The organism is Vibrio wakamikoensis (assembly GCF_050337275.1).
GTDB classification, from domain to species: domain Bacteria; phylum Pseudomonadota; class Gammaproteobacteria; order Enterobacterales; family Vibrionaceae; genus Vibrio; species Vibrio chaetopteri.
Genome location: NZ_JAKJST010000042.1, coordinates 21,266 through 44,012, shown reverse-complemented (window position 1 = coordinate 44,012; position 22,747 = coordinate 21,266). Strand labels below are relative to the sequence as shown.

Annotated in this window: 12 protein-coding genes; 5 read left to right on the top strand and 7 right to left on the bottom strand. The window is 46.6% G+C overall.

Annotated features, from left to right (window positions below; genetic code table 11):
* Positions 1-29: 29 nt before the first annotated feature.
* A complete protein-coding gene (locus tag L4C42_RS21700) occupies positions 30-9,938 on the top strand; it encodes a VCBS domain-containing protein (RefSeq protein WP_489686900.1) in 9,909 nt (3,302 codons plus the stop codon).
* A 69-nt stretch (positions 9,939-10,007) separates the two neighbouring features.
* On the opposite strand, the gene L4C42_RS21695 is transcribed toward L4C42_RS21700, so the two are convergent.
* Genes L4C42_RS21695 through L4C42_RS21685 form a run of 3 tightly spaced genes read right to left on the bottom strand, consistent with a single transcriptional unit; the run spans position 10,008 to position 14,950 of the window.
* Positions 10,008-11,303 (bottom strand): HlyD family type I secretion periplasmic adaptor subunit, encoded by a 1,296-nt coding sequence (locus L4C42_RS21695; protein WP_353499862.1) that lies wholly within the window; start codon positions 11,301-11,303, stop codon positions 10,008-10,010.
* Positions 11,296-13,335: an ABC transporter transmembrane domain-containing protein gene (locus L4C42_RS21690; protein ID WP_429761734.1), complete on the bottom strand. Its 2,040-nt coding sequence runs from the start codon at positions 13,333-13,335 to the stop codon at positions 11,296-11,298. Before L4C42_RS21690 ends, L4C42_RS21695 begins: the two co-directional genes overlap by 8 nt.
* A complete protein-coding gene (locus L4C42_RS21685; protein ID WP_429761733.1) occupies positions 13,328-14,950 on the bottom strand; it encodes an ABC transporter transmembrane domain-containing protein in 1,623 nt (540 codons plus the stop codon). The genes L4C42_RS21690 and L4C42_RS21685 overlap by 8 nt, the downstream gene beginning before the upstream one ends.
* 223 nt (positions 14,951-15,173) lie before the next feature.
* On the opposite strand from L4C42_RS21685, the gene L4C42_RS21680 reads away from it, so the two are divergent.
* Positions 15,174-18,008: an HD domain-containing phosphohydrolase gene (locus L4C42_RS21680; RefSeq protein ID WP_429761732.1), complete on the top strand. Its 2,835-nt coding sequence runs from the start codon at positions 15,174-15,176 to the stop codon at positions 18,006-18,008.
* A 238-nt stretch (positions 18,009-18,246) separates the two neighbouring features.
* A complete protein-coding gene (locus tag L4C42_RS21675; RefSeq protein ID WP_353499858.1) occupies positions 18,247-20,136 on the top strand; it encodes a beta-N-acetylhexosaminidase in 1,890 nt (629 codons plus the stop codon).
* A gap of 69 nt (positions 20,137-20,205) precedes the next feature.
* Here L4C42_RS21675 and L4C42_RS21670 read toward each other — a convergent pair whose 3' ends face one another.
* The 3 genes from L4C42_RS21670 to L4C42_RS21660 form a co-directional block, all read right to left on the bottom strand.
* Complete coding sequence (locus L4C42_RS21670) at positions 20,206-20,358, bottom strand: hypothetical protein (RefSeq protein ID WP_353499857.1); 153 nt, start codon at positions 20,356-20,358, stop codon at positions 20,206-20,208.
* Between the two features lie 94 nt (positions 20,359-20,452).
* Complete coding sequence (ykgO, locus tag L4C42_RS21665) at positions 20,453-20,596, bottom strand: type B 50S ribosomal protein L36 (RefSeq protein WP_418642771.1); 144 nt, start codon at positions 20,594-20,596, stop codon at positions 20,453-20,455.
* Positions 20,593-20,865, bottom strand: a complete 273-nt coding sequence (locus L4C42_RS21660) for a type B 50S ribosomal protein L31 (protein WP_353499856.1) — start codon at positions 20,863-20,865, stop codon at positions 20,593-20,595. The genes ykgO and L4C42_RS21660 overlap by 4 nt, the downstream gene beginning before the upstream one ends.
* A 176-nt stretch (positions 20,866-21,041) precedes the next feature.
* Here L4C42_RS21660 and L4C42_RS21655 point away from each other — a divergent pair, with 176 nt between their 5' ends.
* Positions 21,042-21,485 (top strand): DUF2753 family protein, encoded by a 444-nt coding sequence (locus tag L4C42_RS21655; RefSeq protein ID WP_353499855.1) that lies wholly within the window; start codon positions 21,042-21,044, stop codon positions 21,483-21,485.
* Positions 21,486-21,547: 62 nt separating this feature from the next.
* Here the strand turns inward: L4C42_RS21655 and L4C42_RS21650 are convergent, their stop codons facing one another.
* Complete coding sequence (locus L4C42_RS21650; protein ID WP_353499854.1) at positions 21,548-21,889, bottom strand: DMT family transporter; 342 nt, start codon at positions 21,887-21,889, stop codon at positions 21,548-21,550.
* A gap of 215 nt (positions 21,890-22,104) precedes the next feature.
* Here L4C42_RS21650 and L4C42_RS21645 point away from each other — a divergent pair, with 215 nt between their 5' ends.
* Complete coding sequence (locus tag L4C42_RS21645; protein ID WP_353499853.1) at positions 22,105-22,590, top strand: VOC family protein; 486 nt, start codon at positions 22,105-22,107, stop codon at positions 22,588-22,590.
* The last annotated feature ends 157 nt before the right edge of the window (positions 22,591-22,747 follow it).

Here is a 22,747-nt window from a genome sequence, read left to right as displayed (position 1 = left end):
TCACGATTACAGGCACCAATGACTTGCCAGTGATGGCAGGGCAGTCGCAATCAGTGAAAGAAGATGGCGCGGTCTTCCACGGCCAAATGGTGGCAACAGATGTTGACCACGATTTACTGACTTACAGCACCTCAAATCCGATTGATGGGCTGACGTTCAATCCTGATGGCAGTTACACGTTCGATCCAAGCCATGCGTCGTATCAACACTTATCAAAAGGTGACACCCAAGTCGTCACCACTATGGTGACAGTGACCGATACGGCGGGCGGCTCGCATCGAGAACTTCTCAAGTTCACCATCACAGGCACCAATGATTTGCCAGTGATGTCTGGCCAATCACAATCAGTGAAAGAAGATGGCGCGGTCTTCCACGGTCAAATGGTGACAACCGATGTTGATCAAGACTTGCTGACTTACACCACTTCGAATCCAATTGATGGCCTAACATTCAACTCAGATGGTGGTTACACCTTCGACCCAAGTCATGCTTCCTATCAGCATTTGGCGGTTGGCGATACGCAAACCGTGAAAACCACAGTTATTGTGACTGATACTGCGGGTGGAAAAGATCAAAAAGAGCTGTCTTTCGTTATTGAAGGTACTAATGATAAGCCGACGGTGACGCCAATAAGTGCGCAGTTCCATGAAGATCAGTCACAGCATCTTGACATTAACTTGTTATCTCATGCTCAAGATGTGGATGGTGATGCGCTAAGCGTTGGCAGCTTGTTCCAAGTTAAGGTAAATGGACATATAGAGAGGCTTCCTGATGGCTTTGGTATCGTTAATGGTCATTTGCAGGTCGACCCTTCCAGCTCTACATTCCAGAATCTTGCGAAAGGCGAGGTTGCTACATTTGAGTTGAGTTACCAAGTCACGGATAGTCATGGAGCGTCAAAACCTCAAAGTGTCACTGTAAAAATTGTCGGTACCGATGACAAAGCACAGCTGGCTTCGAGTTCGATAAATATCGGTGAAGCCGCTGCCGAGCACACCTATCACGGTACTTCTATCAAAGGGACACTTCAACTGACGGATATCGACACTACAGATAATCCTCAGTTCGTCGATATGATCTATCAATCAAGCTCTAGATTGGGTGCACTCGCCCTGCGTGCTGATGGGCATTACAATTACTTCCTTCAAGGCAATTATGCTGGCACTGTCAATGCTCAAAAAACGGTTGCCGCATTGAAGCCAGGTGAGAGTATCACTGAAACCTTCAATGTGAAGACCGCCGATGGGCAAACAAAACCCGTCGCCGTGACGATTCATGGTGAAGAAGATAGCGCTCAGATTGTTGTTAATTACGGCACGATAGATAATCACTTACACGAAGACTCGATGACGTCTCCGGCATACCCAACTGAGCTATTTGCAACTGGTCTCGTTAAGGCTATCGACCCTGACCATGATGACGATCAATTGAAGCCTCAAACGTTGGTGTCGAGCCACGGAGGCCACTTCACGGTTACAGAAACGGGCATGTGGCAGTATCACATTGACAACAGCTTGTCTGCGATTCAGCAGTTGGGTAAGGGAGAAAGCTTCCAAGAGCAATTTACCGTTGAATCAAAAGATGGTTCTGCGCAAAAAGTTATTACAGTAACGGTGCACGGTACCAATGACGATCCAGAAGTCTCTACGACCGTGACATTACCGCCAGGCAATGAGGATAAGCCCTATATCATCAGCAGCGCCGCCTTGCTTGCCAATGCATCGGATGTTGATGCTAACGATGCTGGACATCTATCAGTAGCCAGTCTTGTCGCGCTCAAGACAGATGGTTCTTCCGCTGGAACCATTACAGATAATCACAATGGCTCGTTCACATTTACCCCAGAACTCAACTATAACGGATCAGTACGTTTTAACTACGAAGTCCATGACGGACATGGTGGAAGCGTCGCTACTTCAGTGAGCGCCGCGCTCAAACCGGTCTCAGATAACGCACAAATAAGCTACGCATCGACCGACCATCATTTGGCTGGCGTGACAGAAGACAGAGGCTACATTGATACCCATGACAAGCTTCACTTTGAAGGCAAACTCGACATCGTTGATCCTGACCAAGGAGAAGCGATGTTTGATATTAACTATGGTCCGCAAACCTATACCGGCATAGGCTATGATACCAAGCTTGGCGGTCATATTTTGTTGATGCGAGATGGCCACTATACCTACACGATCCGAGACCATCAGCCCCAAGTTCAATCATTAGGCCAAGGTGAAGTGCTTACCGATCAATGCGTGGTTCGAGCGAAAGATGGCACCACGTTTACGATTGAAGTAAATATACATGGCACTAATGATGCGCCAACCCTCAGCGCACAAACACAGTCAGTGACAGAGGATGGCAACAGTCTTAATGGACAGATGCAAGGCCGAGATATTGACCATGGTGCGACGCTCACATATTCGATAGCTCACGCTATTGATGGGCTGATATTTAACGCCGATGGCAGCTACTCGTTTGACCCTTCTCATACTAGCTATCAACAGCTCAAAGACGGTGAGCATAAGGTCATCACCATTCCAGTTACTGGAACTGATGAGCATGGTGCAAGTTCGACGCAAAACCTGACAATTAATCTTCAAGGTACAGGAGACACTGCGGTTATTGGTGGTGTAGATACAGGGGATGTACATGAGAATCAGGCAGGGCAGGATAAGTCTCCTGACTATGCACAGCCAGGTATGGGGGTCATTGGTCAAGACTCTCTGACTATGAGCGGCCAACTGACGATTGTGGATCCAGATTCTGGTGAAAGCGTGTTTGATCCCAATGGCCAGGTGTATTCATACAGCGGTCAATATGGGCATCTACTGCTTCGTCCAGATGGGCATTGGGAGTATGCCGTAGCTGCGGGTACTCACGATTGGCACCTAGGCTCCACCAAAACTACCGTTGGCTCGACAATAGACCAGTTGGGTCAAGGCGAAACACTCACTGATACTGTCACCGTGCATTCTAAAGATGGCACAACTCATGACATTGTAATCACAATACATGGCGATAATGATGCGCCATATGTGTCATCGCAAGTGGCCTTGCAGTCTGGTAAAGAAGACATAAGCCAAACCTTCACGAAAACAGAATTGTTAGCAAATGCGGTTGATGTCGACAGCAACGATGCAGGATTGTTGACGGTCGCCAACTTACTCGCTGACCATGGTTCTATCCGTGACAACCACGACGGCACCTATACTTACACACCCGAACTGAACTATCACGGCAAAGTACATTTCAGTTACGACATCAATGATACGCATGGCGGTTCAACGCCAACAGGTGCGTCATTGGATCTCGCATCAGTTAATGACGCAGGTGTACTGGCTGCAGGGCAAGATTCAGGCTCGGTGACTGAAGATCACTTACGATCTGGCACAGCTTCACAGCTATGGTCGGGCTGGACAAACTTGGATGTTACCGATGTTGACGGCGCTTCGGAAACAGAGATTGCGTTTATTGAAGTTAATGGTGTCCAACACGCGGTACCAGCAGATTTTGCCATGAGTCTGACTGCAAACCATGGCTATTTCTCAACGACACACAGCACCGATGGTCATAACAAATGGAGTTACACCGCCGACAACACGAGTTCTGAAATTCAAGGACTGAAAACTGGGCAGCAGCTTCAGGACAGCATGGTGCTCATCACAAAAGATGGTACCCGAATACCGGTAACAGCGACCATTCAAGGTCAAGACGATCATGTCATTATTGACACTCCAGATGCGCTAACAGCGGCAATAGGGACAGTGGTCGAAGATATCAAAACGACGGTTGTTGGGATGCTGCAGGCGCACGATCTTGATAAGGACGATCAAGTCTCTTTTGAATTAGCTGGCTCTGCGTCATCTCAAGCAGGCAGTTACGGAACCTTTTATGTCGATCGTTCTGGACATTGGCACTATGACTTGGATGCTTCAAAAGTTGACTCACTAAGAAGTGGTGATGGTAAGGCTGAGGCATTCAACATCGTCGCTATTTCTAGTGATGGTTCCCGCGCAACTCAGAAAGTGGAAATACTTGTTGAGGGCACGGATGATGCGGCAATCATTACTGGTCAAAGTACTGGCTCAGTGACAGAAGATCTTCACGTGCAAGGCGACGCGAGACACACGGTATTTACTGGCGGTGTTCTAGATGCAAAAGATCCTGATGTCGGTCAGAGCGGTTTCCATCAAACTTTGAATGCTCGCGCGATTAGCGACCCTTATGGTGGCAGTTTATCAATAGGTAAAGCGGGAGGGTGGACCTATAGCGTTCCGAACGCAAACCTGCAGCATTTAGCACAAGGTGAAACTGTTCATGTTCAGTATCGGGTGCAAACTCTTGGTGGTGACATTCATGTGATTACTGTTGATATCGTGGGCACCAACGATACACCGACTCTTGCGGCGCAAACCCAAACCGTGAACGAGGACGGCTCATTGCTCAATGGCCAGATGCAGGGAAGTGATATCGACCATGGTGCGACATTAGCTTATTCCATTGCCCAGTCTGTGGACGGGTTAACTTTCAATACTGACGGTAGCTACACGTTTGATCCGACCAATGCGAGCTACGACCACCTAGCAAAAGGTCAGACTCAGACGCTTACCATTCCGGTTACGGTTACCGACGAACATGGAGCAAGCTCGACGCAAAACCTTGAGATAGTGATAACAGGTTCAAATGATGCGGCTACGGTATCAGGTGTGGACACGGGAGATGTGCGTGAAAACCAAGCAGGTCAGGATATGTCACCTGACTTCGCACAGCCGGGTATGTCTAAAATAAGTCATGATGGATTGATGACAAGCGGTCAGTTGTTGGTTACCGATCCTGATTCGGGTGAAGCGAAATTTGATATAAAAAGCGGGGTCTTTTCTTATCACGGTCAGTATGGACATCTCCTGCTTCGCGAGGACGGCCATTGGGACTATAAAGTCGCAGCAGGCCAGACGGATTGGCTAAGGCAGGGTGCGAGCACCACTGTGGGAACAACCATAGATAAGTTAGGTTTTGGTGAAACGCTCACAGACACCATTACTGTTCAAACCAAAGATGGTACCACCCACGATATTGTTATCACCATTCATGGGGATAACGATGCCCCTTATGTTTCTGGAGAGGTGCAGCTCAAAACAGGCAAAGAAGATCTCCCACAAGTCATTACTCAAGCAGAACTGCTCGCCAACAGTGTCGATGTTGATCATAACGATCAAGGTCTGCTTACCATCACTAATCTTATTGCTGATCATGGCTCAATTCTAGATAACCAAGATGGCACCTATACCTTCACACCAGACAGAGATTACAACGGTCAGGTTCACTTTAACTACGATGTGGTGGACGCTCACGGAGGAAAGACACATACAGGAGCAAATACTACCCTAGCTGCAGTCAATGACAGCCCTGATGTTCAGCCCATTACTGATCGGGTCAAAGAGGATTCAACCAATCATCACGCGGTTGATCTCTTGGCAGGCGCAACAGATAAAGAAGGGGATGCATTGTCTGTGTCCCAAATTAGATATTCAGTCGATGGTGCTACCGCAGCGGCTAGTTTGCCTGACGGTTTGACTTTAGGTGCAGATGGACATTCTGTGATTATTGATGCGACTCACTCGAGCTTTCAGCATCTCGCCGTAGGCCAGACACAGCAAGTTGTCGTGAGTTACCTTGTTGATGATGGGCATGGAGGGCAAACACCACAATCTGCGACCTTAACGGTTGAAGGTACCGATGACAAAGCAGTGTTGACATCCAATGTTATTCAGATGACGGAATCTGAAGCCTTATTAAGTAAAACAAAGATTTATCATGGCAACTTGCAACTTACTGACCCTGATACGGGTGATCATACTCAATTCGCATTCAGCGGAAGATACATGGGACAAGGTTATGCGCCGGGCTATTTCACTATCTGGCCTGACGGTAGTTATCATTTCCGCTTAGAGTCAGCACTGAATCGCCACGCTGATGACAGAATTGATAGTTTACATAAAGGGGAGTCGATGGAGATCCCCTATCAGGTAAGAACCAGTGATGGCCAAAGGCTTAACATCATCGTTAAAGTCATTGGTGAAGATGATCAAGCTCGTATAGTCGTGGGGCAATATTCGTCATTAGATAATCATGCTTATGAAGACAACCTTGCACCGGGAAGTACGCCAAATCAAGTCTGGAGCGGTGGTAGCTTGCATGTGGTAGATCCCGATCATGGTCAAGCGGGATTTGTTACACAGAGTTTTGATACACCAGAAGGTGGGCACTTTTCTGTTAATGTTCGCGGCGGATGGCAGTACACAATAGACAATGCCAAACTACAGCATTTAGGTGACGGGAAAAGCTACCAGAAAACCTTTACGGTTGAATCGATTGATGGCACGGCTCAGCAAACTATTACGGTCACCGTGCACGGTACCAACGACGCGCCTGTCATTACTTCCGCGGTGAGCTTATCTCAAGGCACAGAAGACACGGCAGTCACATTGAACGCGGCGGATTTACTCGCCCATGCCAGTGATGTTGATGACCACAGTCTATTGAGTGTGCACAACTTAAGTGTTGATCATGGGCAGGTGGTCGATAACTTAGATGGAACTTTTAGTTTTACCCCAGAGAAGAACTATTACGGGCAGGTACAGTTTATTTATGACGTTAAAGATGAACATGGTGCTTCAGTATCGACGTCCGCCACAATGAACCTGTCTGCCGTTAATGATGCGGCAACATTTACGGGTGACTCTGGCAGCATAGATGAAGATACAAATATTCACCACAACGTGCGTACCACGGGGTCAGCAACCATTACTGATGCCCTTGTTTGCCATGGACACCTGATTGTTTCTGACGTTGATGGCCATGGCGAAGCTGCATTAGATCTTAAGGGGCAACAGAAATTATCCCAGGATGGAACCTATGGTCATTTCGACATCACTAGTCGTGGGACGTGGGTTTATATAGCAGACAACAAGAGTACACCGATTCAAGACTTGGATAATGGACAAACTCTTACTGACAGTATTGAGATTACCTCCCAAGACGGCACCAAACATTCTATTACAGTGACGATTAGTGGATCAACGGACAGACCCACGATACATAGTTTCACTGATTCGGGCGTTCAAAGTACCGGTCCAATTGAGGGTAATCTCATCTCGGGTGCAGGAACCTCACAAGGCACGGCGTCAGCGGCGACAGATTCAGACTCAAATGCTCACCTTGTTCTTCAAGATATACAGATAAAGGATCCTGTGTCGGGGAGCTACGTGACTGTAACTCCTGGTCATCCTCATGCCATAGCGGGAGTTGGCACACTGGCTATTGAAGCTAATGGTCACTACATCTTTACTCCTGAAGCGGGCTTCACCGGGAAAGTAGCCAACATGGTGTATCGAGTCGGAGACGATGGCGGTACCCCAGTTAATGATTCCTCGCAAAATACGCTATCCATAGAGGTTAAGCCGCCAGCTCAACATGCACCAACGGTGACACCACAAACGGTTACAAGCGATGAAGACCAAAGTCATATTTTCACCGCAGCAGAATTTGGCTACCAAGATGCGGATCATGATGCGCTAAACTACATTACGATTACTCAGTTACCTTCCCACGGTTTGTTAACCTTGAATGGTGTGGCTGTCACTACCAATCAACAAATTTCTAAAGCAGACTTAGACGCGGGTCATTTAACCTTCACGCCAATACAAAATCAGAGCGGCGCTAATTATGCGCATTTTGAGTTCCGTGCCAATGACGGGCATCAGGATTCGACAAGCGCATCCATGAGCATCGATGTGAACGCGATCAATGATGCGCCTATTCTTCACATAACACCGGTGACACCGATAACCGGGCAGTTGACCAATACAGATCCAGACATTGGGGATGTCCATCACTATTCTGTCGCTTCTTCGACGGGTCGTTTTGGTCAATTAACGTTAGACCCAGATACAGGTGACTACAAATATGTGCCAAGCGGCCAACTATTAGGGATGCAGTATCACTCAAGCGCAAATCAGTACACAGCTAAGGATACATTTGAAGTTACTGTTACTGATGGGGCAGGCGCAACTTCAACGCGTTATATGACCTTTGATTTAAATGGCAACATGACTGCGCCTACAATCCAAGGCCAGCGCCCAGGAATCAGTGTACATGTCACAGGTTTGCCGACGGTGACCACTGCTATGCCTAGTCATGGAAGCAGCGTCTCTCAACCTGCGAATCGTGTTTCTATAGATCTGGTGACCGCAAGCGACTCAGGACAGTCACATACCGATAATGTGACTAACCAAACGACACCAACCATTGCCGGGCATACGGATATCCCGTTTTCTGAAGTGAAGCTTTATGATGGCCCTAATGCAGTGGGTAGTGGATATTCGGATGCACAGGGTAACTACCAAATATCCACAACTGCTCTGACAAACGGTGTTCACAATCTTTCAGCAAGAGCGCTGGCGCCCTCTGATCTAGTGCCTGCCGTATCGAGTCTGCTTCCTGTCACGATAGACATTCAACCTCCGAGACCAGCGTTGACTGTCGACACTATCGCAACGGATGATGTTATAAATGCGCATGAGTCTCAAGGCGTCGTCACGATTACAGGGGCGGTGTCAGGTGATGCTCAGCAAGGCGATGTCGTCACCTTGAAGGTAGGTGGCCATTCCTATTCTGGGATCGTCGATGCTTCCCACCATTATCATGTTGACGTTCCTGGAGTTGAGTTAGCCCAGACAACAACTGTTCACGCGAGTATTACGAGCTCTGATCTTGCTGGCAACGTAGGAACAGCATCGGTCGATCATCAAATTGATGTTGATATGACGGTAGCAAGTCCTACTATCAGCTTTGAGAGCGCGGGTTCAGACCATCTGTACAGTAAAGCGGAGATAGCCAGAGGAGCGGCCGGGACAGTTACAGCAACGGTTCATGCTGCGTCAGATGCTAAGGTTGGAGAGCACTTAAACATCAATGGCGTCGATCATGTTTTGGATGCTAACGCCATTCAACACGGTATTCAGTTGGAAGTTGCGCCAAATACCGTAGTGAAAGCAGTGATGACAGATGAGCACGGTAATGTGAGTTCGGCATTGAATGTTTCTGCTGGGGCAAAACCAGAACCTATCGTAGTGATAGCGCCAAGCGGTAGTCATCATATCAGTGCGAACCTTGGCGTGCCGACGCTAATGCCATCGCAAACACCGATCCCTAGCTCACAGCAAGGCTGGAAAATATTGGTCGGTGGACATTATCAAACATCCTATACCAGCCAATGGGGCACACTAAGTATCGATCCGAAAACAGGTCATTTGAGCTACCAAGAACATGCGAATGTTCATACTGGCCCTCACGGCTCTGCGCAGAATGTTGGGGTTCATGAAGACCATTTTCAGATTGCTCTACAAGGCTCACATCATGATGATGTGGTATTGCACGTGCAAGTTAGCATTTTGAGTCACGGACCAGGGCATAGTGGGAAGTTGACGTTGGGTACAGAGGTATTAGATATGACGGTAACGCCGATATTATCTCATAACCCACCGCCGCCACCTCCACCCCCAAGTGTGGCGTATGATGAGCCTGACTTAAGCTCTACCGTTGAGAGTCACCAAGAACTCACGATCATGGCTGAACTTGGTATATCTGCGAAACACATAGATGAAGATAGCACATCCCCGAAACATATCGGCGCGAGCAATTATTTGCAGCGGTTAGGGATTGAGCATCAGGATAGCCACACAGATACCACCGGTTCTGATCTACCTGATGACATTGATATTGTTCTAAATGAAGCGTCCGCTCAGGAATCCCCTATTGATCATCACAGTGATGTTTCCCATCATGATGAGCACTCCGGCATGGAGCATTTGCAGGACTCCGAGAGTCATCATCACGATTTAGACGACCCCACAATGCCAGATGATCCAACGCGCTAATCTAAAAACGCCCTTGCTAAACAAGGGCGTTTGTTTAATTAACGACGAAGAGTATTAGAGAAGATTCAGTTATCGCTCGCCAAAGGCTCGGCTTACATTGGTATAGATCGGTTTCCAAAGATATTGGAATACGGTCTTCTCACCAGTGGTGATGTCGACTTCACCTGTCATACCCGGCAAGATCGCAAAGCGCTCCGGGTCATCTCTAAAGTAGGGTTTTTCCACAGAGACCGTGACTTCGTAGAAGATGTTGCCTTTCTCATCCTTGGTGGTCGTAGGGGAGATGGACTCGACCACGCCGCGCAGCGCTCCAAATCGACTATAATCAAAAGCATCGACCTTGACTCGTGCAGGTTGACCTTCATCTACAAAACCAATATCACGTGGTGATAGCTTGGCTTTAAAGTCCGCTTTGCCACCAATGGGAACGATTTCTACCACAGTGCCTCCAGGTTGAATAACTGCCCCCGCTTTAGTGCTAGGAATGCTTTGAACTAGCCCTTGTACAGGCGAGGTCAATACCGTATTCGACAGTTTTGCTTCTCCCGAGCGAACTCTGGCCTCTAAAGCAGAGAGCTCTGATGCGGCTTTGGAGCGTTGATCTGCCACTTCTACTTTTGCCTCCGCTAAAAGCTGTGAGATCTTCTCATCATTAGAGTCGGCTTGTTTCAATAGCAGCGCTTTCTTACCTCGAGTCTCTTCTATTTGCTGCTCAATTGACGCCACTTTTTGTTGCATCTCTAGCACTCGCAAGCGTGAGATGTTGCCGCTTTTTTGTCCTCTTTGGAGTATGGTCAGTTCTTGTTGTGAGGCTTGAAGCTCGCGCTCATAGGCAGGCAGAGCGTTATCAGTACTTCGCAGCTGTTCAGCGATTTGCTCGGCTTCTTTTTCTAAAACGATACGCTTTTGATAGTAGAGAGCGACCTGCGCGCTTCTCTGCGCTTTTTGCTGAGCGACCAACTCTGGGAATTCTTGTTCATAGTCTGAGAAGTTGGGTTCTCTTTCATCAATCAGTGAGCTAAGGCGCTCAATGGTTAAGTTGAGTGACGCTTGTTGAGCTCTGAGCTCTTCTAGCGCCGTTGTTTGGAAAGTAGCATCAAACTCAACCAGTACTTGTCCTTGCTCGACGAGATCCCCTTCTGACACCGAAATCGTTTTCAATTTTCCGCCAATATCACTTTGTATGATCTGCCTTTCACCTTCAGGGATGACGGTGCCTTGCGCCTTAGCAATTTCATCGACCTTGGTGAAGGCAGACCAGGAAATGAAGGCGATCACAGACAGTGCAATCGCCGACGTAATAACGGATAAGAGTCGACGAGTTTGCTTTGATTCTATCGCCTCAGCGTAATATTCCTTACTCATTAGCAACGATCTCCATAGGTTGTGACTCCTGCTGTGAATCTTGATTATCCAAAGCGCCGAAATAGGCCACGGCTCCTTGATTCAGCACCAGCACCTTATCGGCGAGCTTAATCAACTCGGCGTCTTGTGTGCTGAAGAGGATTGTCGAACGGCCGCGCTTTTCATTTAAAAAGTCGCTAAATAGTTCAACGGAGTTTGGCGCCGAGTCCTGAAGCGGGTTGTCGAGAAGGTAAAGCGGATAATGGGTAGCCAGTGCTTTTGCGGTAATGAGCATTCGAGCTTCAAACCGTGATAATAAGTCGTACATGCTGGCTGGCCATAGATCGGCTAAGTTGCTATCGAGCCCATTCTCTAATGAAGCCAACCACTCTTTCCCTCCGGCTCGTTCGATGGCGGAGATGATTTGTTGATCTTCTATGTCTTGATTGTCAGAAAACCAGTCTCTGATGCTGGTGAGCAAAATCTGTGGATGAGCCGCTTTGTAGAACAGCCAATGTCGATAGAGATGCGGAGCGTATTGGTTGAGGTTTATGCCGTTAATGTTGACCACACCATTTTGTACCGACTGAAAACTGGCGATGGTGTCGATGAGGCTGGTCTTACCGCTATTTGATGGACCAGTGATGGCGACAATCTCTCCCGGTTCAATGACGGCAGAGACCCCACTCAGTGCCGGTTTCGCTTGTTTTGCATAGCGCAGCGTTACTTGATCGAGCTCTATTTGCGGTGGCGACTGGTCAAGCGTGTGGTGATGGTAGCGGTAGCTTTCCTCTGTATTCATGGCCAGTTTGCGATTAATCTGCAGCTCGGTTTGTTTGAGTTGCTGGAGACGAAAGGCGTTGTTGGCCAGTGTTTGTGCTGGCCCGGTAATTCTTGAAATCAACATCATGGTCGCGATCAAGCCACCGGCGGACATGACGTTGGTAAAGATGAGCTCAATTCCCAGACCAATCACGGAGATGGTCGACAAAATGCCAATCGCATAATAAATGGAGGTGTATTTGGCTTGGTGCAAAGACTGTTTAAAGCTGTTGGTTGAAGCGAGGTGATTAGCTTTATCAAATTTGGAGAGCCACCCAACTATCATTTGACTACTGCGCATAAACCCGAGTTGCCCTGATAGCTCAGCGATCAAAGTTTGACGGTTAGCTCCAGCGATAGTGGACTGATTAGCTCTCACTGCGGAATGTTTGATTGAGCGCTTCGCCACCAGATAGTACAAACACAAAGCGACGATTGGCACCACAACCAACCAACCACCTAGTGCAGCAATCGCCACTAAAAACACCAAAACAAAGGGTATATCAAAAAGTGTGTTGCCGAGTGGCCCTGATAGCACACCTGCAATTCGCTGTGAGAAATTCAGCTGATTGACTTGGGTTTGTTGTGCGGTGTTTCTAGTGACTTGATAGCTCTCCGTGAGCAGCTTTTTAACCAGTGCGTCTGATATCTCGCGACTGATGCGATTCGCTACTGTCGCTAAAGTTTGACTTCGTATCACTCGCAGTAGCCAAAGCAGAGCAAATAAAAGCGTGGCGCCAATAGCGATACCAGATAACTCATGAGGCGCATCGCCACCAATAACATGGTCGTAAATGGACATGGTGATGAAAGGGATGGCCAGCGCAAACAAATTAGCGACCAAGCTTGCAAGTGCAACCTTGGGGATGATATGTCGAAATGCGTCGAGGCGGCTGCCGAGCCAGTTAGGATCTGGTTTATCTGGGGGAGTGTCTTCTAAAAGAACGATATAAGCATTGCGGGTCAGGTCTTGCTCTATGGCATCGCTACGCTTGTAGGCTGTCAATCCGGAGTCGGAAACGTGCACAGACACTTTGTAATCGTATTGAGTTAATACCATATCTTGGCTAATGATCCGATAGGGTACGTTAAGGCGATCGAGCATGCTTAAGTAATCCTGCAGATCCGTTAAACCATTTTCTTCTACCCATTGATTTGCAAACACATCAATGTTGCTGTTCACGTCTAAAAGCCTGAGTGATTTGAGTGCGGCGGTTTCGAAGTTATTCATTTGACTCACCTCGCTCGCCTGCACTTACCTCAGAAACACTGATGACGTCGCTCGTCAATTGCTTAAATAGGGGATTATGAGTAACCAAAGCAATACATCGTCCAGAGCTAGCTTCATTTTCCAGAACCGCAGCTAATTTAGGCCAAGTGTCGATGTCCAGATCGATTTCTGGTTTATCGATAAACAGCAGCGGAGTCGGTTTCGCCAATTGGAAACAGAGATTAATCAAACGCATACTACTGTGGCTGAGTGGGATCGTTGGCAATTGCGCCAGTTTAGTTTCAAGACCATCTGGCAGTTGTGTTAACACGTCGTACAAGCCTAGCTGTTTACTGTATGACAGGGCTTTCTCAGAAAGCTCGGGGTTGAAGCCACACAAGTTATCCAAAATGGAGCCTTGTAAAATAGAGCCTCGGGCACTGACATAAGAGGTTATCGATGCCATTGAATGTGGAGCTACCGTTAAGTCGTCGATCAACACCTCTCCGCCTGCAATGGTATTAACCCCAGCCATCGCTGCCAGCGCTTGTCCAGACACTTCGTTATTGCGGTGTTTAACAAGGGCGATGCGACCACAGGCCAGCTCGTGGCTGATGGAATAAGTTTTTCCGTAGCGGTCGAACTCGATATCGCGATAGGTAATTTGGCGCAAAGACTCAATGCTAGCAGGAAGGCTTTCTTTTTGTGCAGAGAGAGTGAGTAGTTCCCGTACGCTCTGAATCGATGTTTGCATATTTGCGTAGCGAATATTGAGATTGGTCAGTGCAGTCAGTGGTGCTACCGCTCTCCCTGCGAGTATTGAACAGGCTGCTAAGCCACCGGTTGTCATTTCTCCAGACAAAACATGTGATGCACCAGCGATCACTAGAACCACTGACGTACCAAGTGATGCGAGATAAATACATTCTTGAGCAAACGCATTCTTTCTTTCGTCGTCTGCCGTAATGAGACGATACTTTTGATTCAGCTTTTTGAATGTTGAGAAGGTACGGTATTCGCTTGCCTGACGTTTGATACCGAGTAGGTTACGAGAGAGTTTGACTAAGAATCCTGCTCTTAAGTCGTCGAGTTCAGCGTGCTTTTGGCTGCGATTTTTTGCCCGTTTACCAGACAGCCACACAATTGAAAACGTCACCGTCCACACGACAACAGGCACTAGAACCAGCGCTCCGCCGACATAGTAAATTAAAAACAGGAACAGCAATGCAAAAGGAATATCTATGAGTCCAGATAACAGACCGCCAGAGTAGATATCTTTGATTTTTGAGATCGACTCTAGGCCATTTTGTACGCCGCCAACTTTTAACTGTTTGATTTCCGCCGTAGGTGCACTGGCGAGCACTCGAACCGCCGAAGCATAGCGCGCTTTTTCCATGTTGGCGGACTCCGCGGCCAAGACCCAACTTCGAACATAACGCAGCAAAGCATCAAGTAATACCGCCAGTGTTGCCCCCAAGAGAAGCAGCGTTGCGGTTCCATAGCTTTGATTGGGAATAATACGATCATAGATCTGCAGAACCGTTAATGGCACGGCAAGGGAAAGAATGTTGATCAATATTGAGGGTATAAGAACTTTTCTTATACCCGATACGCCAGCCGAAAGTGTCGTCTCCATACGCAACCCACTTATGATCCATATGAATTAAGATTCGGACAGAAACTGCCAACTTTCAAATAGTAACCGAGGAAAAGATGGGTTTAAGAGAAAGCACTATGTAGATATGAGATTCGGGGACAGTAAAAGTATCGAGTAAAGCCTCATTGTGAGGATTCTTTTTATCGCTATCTTGAGAAAAGTCCTATTTTTATACAAGAGATAGCCATAGACAGGGAATGAAATGAAAGTCTCCAACAGGTCGTTTCCAATTCATGTTCATATTGTCACTATCATTATATTTGTCGTCGTCCTCGCGGCTGGCAGTCAAATCGTGCTAACCAATCAAGCGATGTCAGAGGTAATCTATAAGGCCAATGGTAAAATCTTTGAGCGGATTGCCGAGCAAACTAAACACCAGCTAAACAGCCACTATGGTACGGCATTCGCAGCGCTGGGTAGTTTCTCGAACAGCCACGGGTTAAATACATCGACAGGTTCTGACAGGTTAAGAGTCCTGCCAGAAGTCGTGCACTTACTATCACAGTTTGAACATGTTCAAACTTACGCATTTGAGTTTGAAGATGGCGATAGCATCATTGTCAAAAGGATAAACGACGCGCTCTCCCCTGATATTCCAGTTACCCACCCTGATTCTCAATACCTTATTACACACAAAATTCGTGGAGTGGGCGAAGCTTACACGTTCGACAACAACATTAACCTCGTTGAACGAATTGAGTTGGATAGTGTTCATTTTTATACTAATTCTCAAGAAACAACGGACATCTCGCCGAATACTAACCGCATTTCAAAGCCGACTAAACTTGCACACTCAACCAGCATGGGAATCGTTATTTCTCGAATCAATACGTTTGGAATGCGAGTGTCGGTGGATGTATTGCTTGAAGACTTGGGAGATACCCTGCGAGATACCCTAGCCAATGACACGTCTATTAGAGTGTTATACAACGATGATGGTGCGGTTTATGCGTTTTCAAGCGGAGATCGCAACCAGCAAGATAGTCGAGTCCTGCACATCTCTGAAATCAATAAAGACATCGTTCCTCATGCCATCGAGCGTAAAAACGGTGGCGAGACATTAGGCCGCTTTTCCTTTCAAGGGGAGGACTGGTTTGGGCAAATCGTAACGATTCAACCGCTCGATAGTGAGCACATCCATCTACTGATGGCGACCAAGGCCTCATCGATATTCGATGAAGGGGAGTTGATTAAGCGACAAACGTTTTATGCGTCAGTGCTGGTATTTCTAATTACGTTGCCTTGTATCTATTTAGTCTCAAGGCTTATCTCTAAGCCGATAGTAAGAGCAACGGCGAAAGCCAAAGCGATTGAAAACTTCCAGTTTGACAATGCGCCTCTGCCACACAGTTACATTAAAGAGATACAGGAACTGAATCATGCTCAAGTGTCGACGCAGGGCACTATCTCGCGGTTTATTACCCTGACAGATGGCATTGCTCGCCAGAAAGATCTAAACACTATGCTTGAGCTGGTCTGCAGTAATACTGCTGCGTCTGTGTCTGCCGACGGGGTATTGCTGTATCTGCTGAACTCCAAAGGTGACCACCTTGTTCCTCATGTCGCTCAGTCTAAGCAAACCGAGAATATTCATGCAGAGCCTATTTCGGTGAAGGATGTGACTGGATTTATTGAGCACATTTTTAACCATAAAAAGACTCAAGCATTCCTTTTCAATGAGCTTACTCATTTGAGAGCAAAACAACCCATTAACGATCGCTGTGAGGTGATATACATTCCGCTTCAAAATCGGGAAGGGATGGTGATTGGTTCACTGGGTTTGATCTTTGAACAGGGCGGGGCGGACGAAATGTATCGACAACATGCCGACTACTTGCAAACGTTGCTTGGTTATGTGTCTGTTGCTATCGAAACCCAGCAAATGCTCGAGTCGCAGCGGGCACTGTTAAATTCCTTTATTAAAGTGTTCGCAGGCTCTCTTGATAAAAAATCCCCATATACAGGAAACCACTGCCAGCGTGTACCGATCTTAACTGAGTGGTTAACCCAAGCCGCACACGACTCGTCATTGCCGCCTTTTAAGGACTTCCACCTGAGTGAAAAAGAGTGGCAAGAGCTCAAAATGGCAGGTTGGCTGCACGACTGTGGCAAAATCACTACACCTGAGCACGTTGTCGACAAATCGACCAAACTTGAGACTATTTATGATCGTATTCATGAAATCAGAACCCGTTTCGAGGTCATTAAACGTGATCGTGAAATTGCGTTGCTCAAAGCGCATGGCGTAGACCTTAGCGAACAAGCAATGCAAGAATTGGATAAGATTCACAAACAGTTGGATGATGATTTTGAGTTCATTGCATCGCTTAATCTTGGCGGTGAATTTGTCAGTGATGAAGAATTAGCGAGATTGAAGCAAATCGGCTCGATGCCTTGGACAAGAACGCTCAGCAAGCAGTTAGGTATCTCTTGGCTTGAAAAGCAGCGCTATCGAGGGAAAGAGCGATTACCAGAGCAAGAAACGCTGCTATCGGATAGGCCTGAGCATTTAATCCCGTGGGATTCCCCTCTATCCAATGATCCTCGTTTTACAATGAAACCAACAGAATACAAAGCAAACCAAGGAGAGAGATATAACCTCGCCACACTGAGGGGAACGTTAACGGAAGAAGAGCGCTTCATTATTTATGATCACATTATCCAAACGATTCAGATCCTTGAGTCATTGCCGTTCCCTGCGCACATGCAAAATGTTGCCAATATTGCAGGTGGTCACCATGAAAAAATGGATGGAACCGGTTATCCAATGGGGCTAAAAGGGGATGAAATGCCGTTGGCGGCGAGAGTCATGGCTATTGCCGACGTGTTTGAAGCGCTTACCAGTGCCGATCGTCCTTATAAAAAAGCGAAGTCATTGTCGGAATCGCTGCAAATCATGAGCTATATGGTAAAGGACAACCATTTGGACAAATCGCTGTTTGAGCTATTTTTAACGTCGGGTGTGTATTTAAGATTCGCTGAAGAGTACATGCTAGATGAGCAAATTGATGAGGTTGATATTACCAAGCTGATATAGGATGTGACCTTGGGCTCTACATATTAACCATCGACTCAACGAGTGAGTGGGCCTTTACGTCAAAGCATACAGATAGGCAATAGCTATCTGGTTCTTCAAGTCAATAATCTAAGGCGCGCCGCATTCTTGGATTTCTGCTGCGCGCGTATCATCACAGGGTTTTGAGCAATTGATATGCTAGGTAGTTACACTCCCCGCAATCAACGCTAGTTCGCGTATATAGTAAGAAGGATTTGTCGTGAGTAAACCTAGATTACACTTTGATGTGCTTAACAGCGCAGATGGCTCGCTCAAGCTCAATATCGTGCTAGAAAATAGCACAGACACGGAACTTAAAGATTTTGTGCTTTGCTTTGATATGCCTCGCTTTATCGACAAGCAAACCGTGTTCAATGGACACGTTACCTCGCAGGTTGGGTCGCACATTGAGATGGCACCTCCGGTGAATACTGCGATAGGAAAAGGTGAGCGCTGGCAGACCACCATCGAAAGTCAAACTTGTGGTTTGTTTAATCTTTCTGAGCGCCCAAATCATCCCTATTTACGACTTGGAGAAACAATAGTCGATGTTAACATGGGGACACATAAGATGAGCCAGCCAGAAGACTTAGATCTTCGTGTGTTGACGCTTCCCGCAGCAAGCTCTGGTGTTATTCCTCAGCCGCAGTCTATTGAGGCTACTGAGGGTGAATTTCGATTAGCCAGTCAGTTGACCTTCAAGGCAGAGCTGACAGAAACCAGCAACGCCATCGACTGGCTTTCAAATCAGTTTCCTGAGGTTACCTTTGTCAAAACAGAAGGTGATGCGACGCTGTCGTTATTGAAGGTAAGTGCAGAGCACATCAAACCTGAAGGCTATGAGTTGACGATTGGCGGTGAGTCTATACAGATCAAAGCGGCGACATCGGCAGGGTTCTTTTATGGCGCGGTAACGTTGGCGCAGCTGTTGGTTACAGGTCAAGGTGTGGTCACCTCGGCTACCATTATCGACGCGCCGCAATACCATCACCGTGGGCAGTTTTTAGATTGTGCGCGCTCCTTTCATGGCATCGACACTGTGAAGTCAGTTATCGACCAAATGGCGTGGCTTAAGCTCAATACGTTCCATTGGCATCTCACCGACGACGAAGCATGGCGCATAGAAATCGACGCTTTCCCTGAACTCACGGAACTGGGTGCTTGGCGAGGCGAAGGAGAGTTGCAGCCTTCTCAATTTGGCTCCGGATCAAAGCGATACGGCGGCTTTTTTACTAAGCAGCAGATCAAAGAGGTTGTTGAGTACGCAAAAGCACGAGAAATCACGGTGATTCCTGAAATTGATATTCCAGGTCATGCCCGTGCTCTTATTATGGCGTTACCCAATTTGCTGCGCGAAGCTGACGACAAGTCTGAGTATGTCTCCATTCAGCAATACCAAGATAATGTGCTCAATCCAGGATTGCCCGGCACCTATCAAGTGCTGGAAACCATATTGGATGAAGTATGCGAGTTATTTCCATCCCAAGTCATACACTTGGGTGGCGATGAAGTACCGAAACACGTATGGGAGAAATCTCCCGCGTGTATTGCCAAGGCGCAGGCAATGGGACTGGACGATGTACGCTTGCTAGAGGGGCATTTGATTTCTCACTTAGAGCAATATCTAGCCCAGAAAGGCCGAAATATTTCCGTGTGGGAAGAAGCCAGTCATGGCAATAAGATCACCAAAAATGCAACTGTTTGTGCATGGTCAAACGGAGCTGAAGGGCAAAAAGCAGCGCAAGCGGGATATCCAGTCATTATGTGTCCTGCTCAGGCTACCTATCTCGATATGGCATGGAACAAGGACATTAATGAGACAGGGGTGCTTTGGGCTGGCGCCATTGATCTTAAAACGGCTTACGATTTTGAACCTGGCAGTATTGAAAACAGTGAGCAAGTCATTGGTACCCAAGCATTGGTGTGGACGGAGTTCGTTAAAGATAGAGCCAAATTGGAGTATTTGCTGTATCCAAGGTTGTTCGCTGTCGCGGAAGTGGCATGGACCGCCAGCGAGAACAAGTCTTGGCAACGTTTTTTGCCAAGAGTCGCTGCTCAGTTAGAATACCTTGATAAGCGCAACATCAATTATAGGCACATGTCATCTTAGTATTGATGTAGAAACTATAGAAAAACCGCCCTTGATAGGGCGGTTTTTCTATTTGAATCAAATTTTGGACTAAAGTTCGAGACCTTGGCACTTTTCACACACTTGCTCTACTTGAGCTTCGTCCTTGTGCTGCTTATTGTCTACTTCGAATGCGTCGTGCGGTGTCACTGAGTTGCAACGCGGGCAGTAATCGTTAACCAAGTAAAACTGTAAATCGTCCATTGTGCCTCCTTGCATGAATCTACCACTCAAGTCTAATCTCATTCGGATGCACTGCTCAAGGTGGTATTAACAAACTCTTTACATGTATCACGTTTTAACGTTTTTTACCGGCCTTACCTTGAACCGCTTTAAATCTTGGGTTCGATTTGCAAATAACGTAAATTCGGCCACGTCGCTTGACGACTTGGCAGTCAGGATGACGTTTTTTTGCACTTTTTATTGAACTAAGAACTTTCATGATACCTGCCTTTCTGACTTAGTTTTAATGCCACCAAATCGACGGTTAAAGTTGGCTACGCGACCTTCTTTGCTAATAACACGCTGCTTGCCCGTGTAGAACGGATGAGATTCTGATGAAACCTCAATAGTCATGTACGGGTAGGTCTTGCCATCTTTCCATTCAATCGTACGGTCGGTTTGTAACGTAGAACCTACGATAAAATATTCGTCTACAGTGGTGTCGTGAAAAACGACTTTTCTGTAATCAGGGTGGATATTTGGCTTCATTATACGATCCTTTTGTTATATTATAACGTTTGAAAATGATAATTGTTATCGATAGCAAGGTCTGCTGTTTTTTTTAGTTTTACTGATCAATCAGCAAACCATAAGAATAATGGGGTTGAAAATTAAATGATAATCAATATCATTTAATGGGTTTTGATTACGATGGAGATGATGTTGTGGATACAGAAAAGTGGGAGCAGCACATCTTATTGGCCGATGAGGCGAATCAGCAAGGTGAACTAATGACGGCCGTGACGCATTATCAAGCGGCGCTTTCTGAGTCCAAACAGATGGACGTGACGATCAGTGATTCGGATGAATTCGAAGATCTGCTAGCGATCAAAGTCATGTCTTGTCACAATCTTGCAGACTTCTGGCGTGCTCAAGGTGACAGTGATTACGAGCTCAAGTATCTGCAGTTGGCGTCTGAAGAGATCATGACCTTGATTCCTCAATGTCATCAAGTGAATTGTGACCGATTTATCTCTTCACTTGGTTGCTGCAAATCGGCCTTGGTAAGCTTCTTAAAACGACACCCAAATCCGCAAGTGGCAAAACATGTCGAGAGCATGCAAGCGGTCAGTGATTGTAAGATCATTGCTCGATTTAAGTTTCAGTAAGGCATGATTTGATTAGCGAAAGGGCTGCTTAACAATAACCAGCCTTCGTATTAATAGAGGAGTTAGTGACTTACCGAGGAAGAGAAGATGTTAATGATCAACGTGCCCACTAGGATAAAGCCAATCCCTACTATCGCGTAGAGATCAAGTTTTTGCCCGTAAACCAACCAAGAAAAGCCGGCGACCAAGACAATACCTGCTCCACACCAAATAGCGTAGGCGACACCAAGTGATAAGGTTTGCACTGCGACCGCGAGTAAGTAAAACGCCAAACCGTAACCAATCAACACGGCGAGCGTAGGAACAAGTGCGGTAAACTGCTCAGTTTTAGGAAGCCAAGAAGTAGCGAAAACTTCAAGGCCAATGGCTATTGAAAGTGCAAGGTAAGGGGGAATAGAAAGCATGTAAGTGCTCTATTTGAAAATCGATGCGGCACCTTATCACATCAATATTTCAATTGAGTGGCGTAATTGTAAGGTGATGCGTGCCAGCTGAAATTATAACAAAAAATTATCAATAAAATAATTTATGATAATTTAACTTAATTCAATGATTTCCATATACTCTCCCCATCGACACAAGGTCTGACACAAACAATACGAATTAAGGGTAACTGAATATGAAAATGAATCACGTAGGCATCATGGTTGGTAACATGGACAAAGCAGTAGAGTTTTACACTAAGGCGCTTGGTCTAAAAATCGTTATGAACAACACAAAAGTCATCGAAGAGCGTGAAACTGCGATTGGCAGAATGTGTATTGCAGTATTCGGTGAGGGTTTTAAAGGCTTCAATATCGCGCATCTAGTGACGACTGATGGCATCGGCGTAGAACTATTCGAAATGAAAGAGCGTCAAGAACGCCATGAAGTGGACTTCTCTCGCCTAGGTATCTTCCACTTCTGTCTACAAACAGACGATTTTGCAGGTGCAATTGCTCGCACTGAAGAGTTTGGCGGTAAAGTACGTATGGATATCATGCGTTACCACCCGGAAGATGACAGTAAGCCGGCGAAAATGGTTTACCTAGAAGACCCGTTTGGCAACCTGTTTGAACTTTACTCGCACACGTATGAAGAAACATACGCGTCTGATTACGAATAATTGACTGCGAAAAAATCAGAAAAGGTTGGCATTGAGCCAACCTTTTTCGTTTCTGAGTGTATCGCTAGTAGGATTATTTATACGAGAGTTATTAAGTTGATTGAGTGACATTCATTGTGACCTATATGATTTTCCTATAGTTAGGTGATTTATGTCT